The organism is Streptomyces sp. NPDC058289, from assembly GCF_042880975.1.
GTDB classification, from domain to species: Bacteria; Actinomycetota; Actinomycetes; order Streptomycetales; family Streptomycetaceae; genus Streptomyces; species Streptomyces stoeckheimensis.
In genome coordinates this window covers 1-7,702 of record NZ_JBHVYI010000123.1, presented here as the reverse complement: position 1 = coordinate 7,702, position 7,702 = coordinate 1, and the positions used below count along the sequence as shown (strand labels likewise).

At 72.4% G+C, this 7,702-nt stretch carries 9 protein-coding genes; 2 read left to right on the top strand and 7 right to left on the bottom strand.

What is annotated here, in order from left to right:
• Positions 1 to 140 precede the first annotated feature (140 nt).
• The 5 genes from ACFVX6_RS37070 to sigE all read right to left on the bottom strand — a co-directional run bounded on the left by ACFVX6_RS37070 (position 141) and on the right by sigE (position 4,596).
• Positions 141 to 845, bottom strand: coding sequence for a hypothetical protein (locus ACFVX6_RS37070; protein ID WP_389698996.1), 705 nt, complete (start codon positions 843 to 845; stop codon positions 141 to 143).
• Between the two features lie 134 nt (positions 846 to 979).
• Complete coding sequence (locus ACFVX6_RS37065) at positions 980 to 1,429, bottom strand: sec-independent translocase (protein WP_389699007.1); 450 nt, start codon at positions 1,427 to 1,429, stop codon at positions 980 to 982.
• 118 nt (positions 1,430 to 1,547) lie between these two features.
• On the bottom strand, positions 1,548 to 3,002 hold the full coding sequence (locus tag ACFVX6_RS37060; protein ID WP_389698995.1) for a S1C family serine protease: 1,455 nt from the start codon (positions 3,000 to 3,002) through the stop codon (positions 1,548 to 1,550).
• A 134-nt stretch (positions 3,003 to 3,136) separates the two neighbouring features.
• Positions 3,137 to 3,820 (bottom strand): anti-sigma factor family protein, encoded by a 684-nt coding sequence (locus tag ACFVX6_RS37055; RefSeq protein WP_389698994.1) that lies wholly within the window; start codon positions 3,818 to 3,820, stop codon positions 3,137 to 3,139.
• The gene (sigE, locus tag ACFVX6_RS37050; protein WP_243335949.1) at positions 3,817 to 4,596 is read right to left on the bottom strand and encodes an RNA polymerase sigma factor SigE; all 780 of its coding nucleotides are present in this window, start codon (positions 4,594 to 4,596) and stop codon (positions 3,817 to 3,819) included. The genes ACFVX6_RS37055 and sigE overlap by 4 nt, the downstream gene beginning before the upstream one ends.
• A 143-nt stretch (positions 4,597 to 4,739) precedes the next feature.
• Between sigE and ACFVX6_RS37045 the strand changes: the two genes are divergently transcribed.
• Positions 4,740 to 5,402 (top strand): O-methyltransferase, encoded by a 663-nt coding sequence (locus tag ACFVX6_RS37045; RefSeq protein ID WP_250741749.1) that lies wholly within the window; start codon positions 4,740 to 4,742, stop codon positions 5,400 to 5,402.
• Between the two features lie 46 nt (positions 5,403 to 5,448).
• On the opposite strand, the gene ACFVX6_RS37040 is transcribed toward ACFVX6_RS37045, so the two are convergent.
• The gene (locus tag ACFVX6_RS37040; RefSeq protein ID WP_389698993.1) at positions 5,449 to 6,066 is read right to left on the bottom strand and encodes a hypothetical protein; all 618 of its coding nucleotides are present in this window, start codon (positions 6,064 to 6,066) and stop codon (positions 5,449 to 5,451) included.
• 161 nt (positions 6,067 to 6,227) lie between these two features.
• Positions 6,228 to 6,395 carry a DUF3117 domain-containing protein gene (locus ACFVX6_RS37035; protein ID WP_003966491.1) on the bottom strand — a complete coding sequence of 56 codons (168 nt, stop codon included), beginning with the start codon at positions 6,393 to 6,395 and terminating at the stop codon, positions 6,228 to 6,230.
• 331 nt (positions 6,396 to 6,726) lie between these two features.
• Here ACFVX6_RS37035 and ACFVX6_RS37030 point away from each other — a divergent pair, with 331 nt between their 5' ends.
• On the top strand, positions 6,727 to 7,530 hold the full coding sequence (locus ACFVX6_RS37030; protein ID WP_389698992.1) for an enoyl-CoA hydratase/isomerase family protein: 804 nt from the start codon (positions 6,727 to 6,729) through the stop codon (positions 7,528 to 7,530).
• Positions 7,531 to 7,702: the final 172 nt, after the last annotated feature.

The window sequence follows — 7,702 nt, the reverse complement described above, 5'->3', positions numbered from 1 at the left end:
CTCGGGTCTGGGGGGCTCGTTTTGGTTAAAAAGAGACCGGCAACCCCCCGCCCCCCACGTTCTCCCGCTATACGATGGGGGGGGCCCGGCGCGGAGATTTCCTCGCCGGTCCCCCCTTTTTCACGTCCTGCTCGTGCGTCCTACTCGTACGCCGCCAGGTCGCCGATCACCGAGAAGCCGATCCCGTACGCGCTCATCCCGCGCCCGTACGCACCCAAGTGCACCCCGCTCCCGGTCGATCCGGCCAGAACCCAGCCGAACTCCGACTCGCGGTAGTGGAACGGCGTCGGCTCCCCGTCCACGGGCAGCGACAGCGTCGACCAGTCCGGCCCCGCGAGGTCGTCCGCGAGCTCCCACGCGGCCTCGGTCTGCTGGTCGAGCCAGTCGTCGCGCAGGCTGTGGTCCATCTGCCCCGGCCAGCTGTAGGCCAGCAGCCCCGAGCCGGCCAGCCAGGCCGCCGAGGAGACCGAGGTGGCCTCCAGGACGCCGGTGCCGTCGGCGGTGCGGCGCAGCGGGTTGCTGGCCACCGTGACGACCACCGCGAAGCGCTCCTTCTCCCCGGTGGCGATCTCGCCGCGGGCGGAGGGCTCGTCACCGTGACCGGTCGAGCCGTGCTCCACGGTGCCGTCGGCTCCCGCGGCGACCTGCATCAGCCAGCGGGGGCCGGTGAAGGCCCCGTCCAGCCCGTACCAGGGGAAGTCGGCCCGCAGGTACCCCTCGGCCGCCCGGCGGGCGGCAGGGACGGGCGGGGCGGCCGCGTCCGGGGGTTGCGGATGGTCCTGGGGTGCGGGCGTCTGTGCCTCGGCGGGCTGCGTGCCTACCCGGCTACTGCTCGTCGTCTCCATCTGCGCGGCCTCTCGTTCCGTGGGATCCGGAACGGCCCACCCCCCTCGGGCGTCCTGGGTCCGGACTCAAAGGAGGATAGCCATCCGACCGCGGTTCGCCGGGCAGGCGGGCGCGCGCGTGGTCCGTGGTGGCGTCAGGTCGCGTCGGCGTCGTAGCGCGTGCGCTGCTCCTGCGCCGGGGTCACGGGCTTCTTGACCATGTCCGGTCCGGCGCCCGGCGCGGCGGCCGGGAGTGCTCCGCCGGCGGCCTCGGCCGCGTCGGATTCCTTGCCGTTGACCGCGTCGGTGACGTCGTTGAGTTCCTTGCGGAGATCGAAGCTGCTCCGGATCTCCTTGAGGTCCTCGTTCTCGGTCAGCTGCTTGCGGATGAAGTTCTTCGGGTTCAGGTCCTCGAACTCGAAGTCCTTGAATTCCGGCCCGAGCTCGGAGCGGATGTCCTGCTTCGCGCTGTCGGAGAACGCGCGGATCTTCCGGATGACGCCCGTGACGTCCTGGATGACCTTGGGCAGCTTGTCCGGGCCGAAGATGAGAATGGCGAGCACCACGATCGTGACCAGCTCGAGTGCGCCTATGTCGTTGAACACCTTGCCCCGCTCCTCGGCTCTCTTCACGTCAGGCCTGTCACACGGTACCCGGACAGGTCCGCAGGCCAATACATCAGGACCGGCTGATTGCCCGACCGGTTCTGCTTTCACCCGCGCGTCATGAACCGTTCGCCGATCCGAGGACCACTTCCAGCGTGCGCTCCCGGCCCTCGCGCAGCACGGTGAGGGTGAGCCGGTCGCCCGGCCGGTGGGCCCGGATCTTGATCACCAGCTCGTCGCCGCCGTGCACCCGTACCCCGTCGACCTTGGTGATCACGTCGCCCGGCCTGATGCCCGCGCGGGCTCCGGGCCCGCTCGCGGTCACGGCAGGCTTCCCGCCCTCGCCCTTCTCCCCCACCCGGGCCCCGTCGCCGGAGTAGTCCATGTCCAGGGTGACGCCGATGACGGGGTGGGTGGCGCGGCCGGTGCGCATCAGCTCCTCGGCGACGCGCTTGCCCTGGTTCACCGGGATGGCGAAGCCGAGGCCGATGCTGCCGCGCTGCTGTCCGGAGCTGTCCCCGCCGTCGCCTCCGCGGATGGCGCTGTTGATGCCGATGACCTGGGCCTTGGCGTCGAGGAGCGGTCCACCGGAGTTGCCGGGGTTGATGGGGGCGTCGGTCTGGAGTGCGTCGACGTAGCTGACGTCGCTGCCGTCGCCCTTGTCGCCCCCGGCGGTGATGGGGCGGCCGGTGGCGCTGATGATCCCGGCGGTGACGGTGTTGGAGAGGTCGAAGGGCGCCCCGATGGCCACCACCGGGTCGCCGACCTTGACGTTCTCGGAGTTGCCGAGCGCGAGCGGCCGAAGGCCCCGTACCCCGTCGACCTTGACGACGGCCAGGTCGTAGCCGGTGTCGCCGCCGACCAGCTCGGCGGCGACGCTCTCGCCGGTGCTGAAGGTGACCGTTATGGTCCGGGCCCCGTGGACCACGTGGTTGTTGGTGAGGATGTGGCCCTGGCCGTCGAGGACGAAGCCGGTGCCGGTCGAACTGCCCTCCGCGGCGTTGACGTGCAGGGTGACCACGCCGGGCAGTGCGGTGGCGGCGATTCCGGCCACGCTGTCGGGGGCGCGGCCGCCGTCGGCGGGGGCCGCCTGCGGGAGTTCGAGGCGGGTGCCGGCCTGCCGCTCGGCGAGGACGCCGGCGTAGCCGCCGATGCCGCCGGCCAGGAGGGCGGTACCGAGGCCGAGGACGATGCCCTGGCGCAGCCGGACCCGGCGCGAGCCCGCCCTGCCGTGGTCCACCGTCTGGAGCGGCCGCACACCCCACGGGTCGTACCGCGGCACCGCGTCCGGGTCCGCGACGTGCTCCGGCACGGTCCGCGGGGGCGGTACGGATCCCTCGTGCCCGGTAACCGGCTGTGCGGGGCGGCTCCACCACTGGGGCACGGCGGCGGGGACAGGGACGGGCGCCGTCACCGGATCCGCATCGGGACCCGGGTCCGCGTGCTCAGCGGTCCGAGGGGGCGGTACGGATCCCTCGGGCGCGCCGACGGGCTCCGCGGGGCGGCTCCACCACCGGGGCAGGGGGGCGGGGACCGGATCCGCCGCCGGATCGGTCTGCTGACTGTCGGACATGGGTGCTCCCCGCCTGCCTGTCGGTCTCCGCCGGCCGCCCGGGGCGGCGCATCTGGCGGAGATTCAACCAGGTTGCCCGTGCCGCCCGCCCCGGCGGGCCGCACAGGCGGGACGGAGCTACCGTCCCGGACCGCTCAGCGGTACAGGGACACCGGGTGTGCGGAGCCGGTCGGGCGGGAGGGCGCCGGGGAGGCCGCGAGCGGGGAGACCGGGCGGAGCGTCGGGACGGTGCCCGGCTTCGGCAGCCGGTTCTCCCGGACCACCGCGTCGACCACCGGAACCACGGGTCCCGTGCGCGCGGCCGGAGCCTCGCCCCGGGCATTGGGCTCGACCGCTTCCATCGGCAGCGAGCCGCCCAGCGCGATCGCGGCGAGCGACACCGCTCCGGCGGCCACGAACGCGAAGCGGCGCCGCTGCCGGCCCACCTCGTGTATCCGGAAGCCCTGCTGCTGCGGCGCGGCGGCGGCCGCGGGCGGCGCGTAGCCGAAGGACCCGAAGGGGTCGGCTCCCGGCGGCGGGCCGAAGGGTCCGGAAGGCCCTGAGGGGCCCTCGGGGCCGGTCCCCGGCAGCCCCTGCAACCGTGCCAGCAGCCCGGCCGACAGCGGAGGGGGCGCGCTCTCCACGAACATGGTCTTCAGGCGGCGCTGCGCATCGGCCTCGGCCTTGCACTTGGAACACGTCGCCAGGTGCGCCAGTACCCGCTCGCGCGCGTCGTGGCTCAACTCCCCGTCCACGAGGGCGGCGAGCCGGTCGCCCAGGTGGTGTTCCGCGGAGGACGCCTGTTCGGCGGGCGACGGGGACGGACTGATCCCGCTCACTCGGCTCCGCCCTCTCCCCCGGCGCCGGGCGCGCCCACCGCCACACCGGCCAGCGCGCGCTGCTCCGCACGGGCCTCGGGAGACCGGTGCTTGAGCGCCTTGCGCAGGTGCGAACGGCCCCGGTGGATACGGCTGCGCACGGTGCCGAGCTTCACGCCGAGCGTGGCGGCGATCTCCTCGTAGGAAAGGCCCTCGATGTCACAGAGCACCACGGCCGCACGGAACTCGGGCGCGAGGGTGTCCAGCGCCTGCTGTACGTCCGCGTCGAAGTGGGTGTCGTGCAGCACCTGCTGCGGGGACGGCTCACGGCTCGGCAGCCGCTCGGCGGCGTCGTCGGCGAGGGCGTCGAAGCGGATCCGCTGCTTGCGGCGGACCATGTCGAGGAAGAGGTTCGTGGTGATCCGGTGCAGCCAGCCCTCGAAGGTGCCGGGCGTGTACGTGGACAGCGAGCGGAAGACGCGGACGAAGACTTCCTGCGTCAGGTCCTCGGCGTCGTGCTGGTTGCCCGTCAGCCTGTAGGCGAGACGGTAGACCCGCGCACTGTGCGTGCTGACGATCTCCTCCCACGAGGGAGGGGTCCACGCCTGGGAGCCCGCATCGGCGGCGAAGGTCGCGGTGGTTGCGGTGTCTACGGTGCGGAAACGGTCAGCAATGTTGGTCACGGATTTCGGCTCACCGGCCGACCAGAAGAGGCGTCGGAGGACACCCCCACGATCCACAGGCGCAGCCGCACCTCCCCTGTCGGCTCTGGTGGTGTCCAGCGGAATCCCTACCATAGCCACCCCTCCCGTCAGCTCTGGATAAGCATTTTTGCAGTAACTTTGCACGGGCTCCGGGCCCCAGGCCGCTCTTGCGTCTCTACTGCTCTCAACGCCCGGTCCCATCTGCGGGTTCCCGACTCCAGCGGATACAGTCACCGTTGCGCCAACTATGGGGACAGGAGAGGGTCATTACCGGCAACCGGCAGACGAGCTGGGCGTTCGCCGACGCGTTTGTCGCCGAAGACGACGCTCTGCGATGGGCCCGCGACCGGTCCAGGGAAGCGGGACTTCGCTCCGTTTCCCCCGGCACCGGGGCCGCGCTGCGCCTGCTCGCCGCCACCGCGGACGCGAAGGCGGTCGCCGAGATCGGCACCGGAACCGGCGTGTCCGGCATCCACCTCCTGCACGGAATGCGCGCCGACGGGGTCCTGACCACGGTGGATCCCGAAGCGGACCGGCAGGCCTTCGCCCGCCAGGCCTTCCGCGCCGCCGGCTTCGCGGGCAACCGCGCCCGCTTCATCCCCGGCCGCGCGCTGGACGTACTGCCCCGGCTGGCCGACGGCGGATACGACCTCGTCTTCTGCGACGGGGACCCGTCCGAGTCCCTCGACTACCTCGCTGAATCGTTGCGCCTGCTCCGCCCCGGCGGCCTCGTCTGCTTCGAGGGAGTCTTCTCGGACGGCCGTACGGTCGACTCCGCGGCCCAGCCGGTCGAGGTGCTCCGCGTCCGCGAGCTGCTGCGCACCGTCCGCGAGACCCCGGCCCTGGAGGCCGCCCTGCTCCCGGTGGGCGACGGCCTGCTGTGCGCGGTCCGGCGCTGAGCCCGGCGCGGTAGGGGCCGGCCGGTCTTCGGGTGGGCGCAGCAGCTCAGCGCAGCAGCGCGAAGGTCAGCGCGGCCGTACCGCCCAGCGCGGTGCCGGCGAGGAGCTGCGCGGTGGTGTGCGCCTTCAGGACCAGCCGGGACCATCCCACGCCGACGGCGACCAGCACCGCGGGGAGCAGCGCCGGTCCGAAGACCAGCAGCAGGACCATCACGGTGCCGCCGGCCACCGACATGTGGATGGATATCTGCCAGCCGACCGTCACCAGCAGCGAGGACACGAGGCCGACGAGCATCGCGACGACGAGCGCGAAGACGTCGGCCGGGGCGCCGAGCACGCGCAGGAGGGTGATCCCGGCGACGACCGAGACCAGGCTCAGCCCCATCGGGACGACCCGCTGGCGCCGTACCCGGATGTGCTGGTCGGTCAGCGCCCCGCGCCGGACCCCGAGCAGGATGATGCCGATCGGGACCGCTCCGCAGAACAGGGCGCCGAGCAGGCCCCAGCCGAGACCGGGCCACGACCTGGTGCTGTGCCAGCCGATCAGCAGGAGCTGGGCCACCACCAGGTTCGCCGGCGCCAGGACCTCCGTGAGGACCCGGGCCGCCTTCTGACGGGGCGTGCAGTCGGCGAAGGCCGGCGGAGCGGGCGGGGAGAAGGTCACGGTGCGGCTCCGGCGATCACGGTCTGGGGCTCGGCTCGGCTCGGTCCGGGGCTCGGCTGGGGCTGGGTCCCGGCCTCGGGACACAACACTGCCCCGACCGCTTGGTGCGGCCGGGGCAGTGCAGAGAATGCAGCGAAAGTTCTGTCAGCGTCCCTGGGGGATCAGCCGACGACCTTCTTCAGGGCGTCACCCAGGGCGTCCGCCTCGTCCGGAGTCAGCTCGACGACGAGCCGACCGCCGCCCTCGAGCGGTACGCGCATGACGATGCCCCGCCCCTCCTTGGTGACCTCGAGCGGGCCGTCGCCCGTCCGCGGCTTCATGGCCGCCATGCTCGTTCCCCTTCCTGAAACCAGTTCATCGTCAGCCGACGGCCCCATTCAGGCGCCTAGTACCCGGCATCGAACACATTGCTTCCAGGCCATTATCCCGCATGTCAGACCCCGATGACCAACATCGGCTGGGAACGCTTGTGCAACGCGCTTGACCAAAACCACTCATTTCGGGGACACGCCTGCGATACTTCGCCGCCGCGGCACGAGTATGCCCTTCCGTTTATTTGACGCACATCACATGTGCGACCCCGGTCCGGTCCGCCATGCTGACCTTTGCACCGGCCGATACCGGCCGGTAGCCAGCCCGCGACGAAGGGGGACCCCCGGCATGGCCGACAGCGTGCTCTACGAAGTGACCGACGGACTCGCGACCATCACGATCAACCGTCCCGAGGCCATGAACGCCATGAACACCGAGGCCAAGGTCGCCCTGCGCGACGCGGCCCGGGCGGCGGCCGCGGATCCGGCCGTACGGGCGGTCCTGCTCACCGCGGCGGGCAACCGGGCGTTCTGCGTCGGCCAGGACCTCAAGGAGCACGTCGGGTTCCTGGCCGCCGACCGGGAGCACGGCTCCTCACTGACCATGAACACCGTCGCGGAGCACTACAACCCGATCGTCCGGGCGCTGACGGAGATGCCGAAGCCGGTGGTCGCGGGCGTGAACGGCGTCGCGGCGGGCGCGGGATTCGGGTTCGCCCTGGCGGCGGACTTCCGCGTGGTCGCGGACACCGCCTCCTTCAACACCTCCTTCGCGGGGGTCGCCCTGACGGCCGACTCGGGCGTCTCGTGGACGCTGCCCCGCCTGATCGGCGGCTCGCGCGCCTCCGACCTGCTGCTCTTCCCCCGCTCCGTGAAGGCCCAGGAGGCCCTGGACCTCGGCATCGCGAACCGCGTCGTCCCCTCGGACGAGCTGGCGGCCGAAGCGCTGGCCGTGGCCCGGCGACTGGCCGAGGGCCCGACGGTCGCCTACGCGGCGCTGAAGGAGTCCCTGGCGTACGGGGCCTCCCGGTCGCTCTCCGACGCGCTGGACCACGAGGACGTGCTCCAGGCCCGTGCGGGGGCCTCTGAGGACCACGGGATCGCCGTCGCCGCCTTCCTCGCCAAGGAGGCTCCGCGCTACCTGGGGCGCTGAGCATCTCTTGCCCTGCCGGGCGGCGTCATGCGGCCCGGCGTGCAGCCCCGGCTGCGGGTGTGCCGTTCCACCGTTCCCCGGGCTGCGCCCGGACCCCCCTGGGGCTCCGCCCCGGACCCCCGTTCCTCAAACGCCGGCGAGGCTGGATCTACCCAGCCCCTCCGGCGTCTGA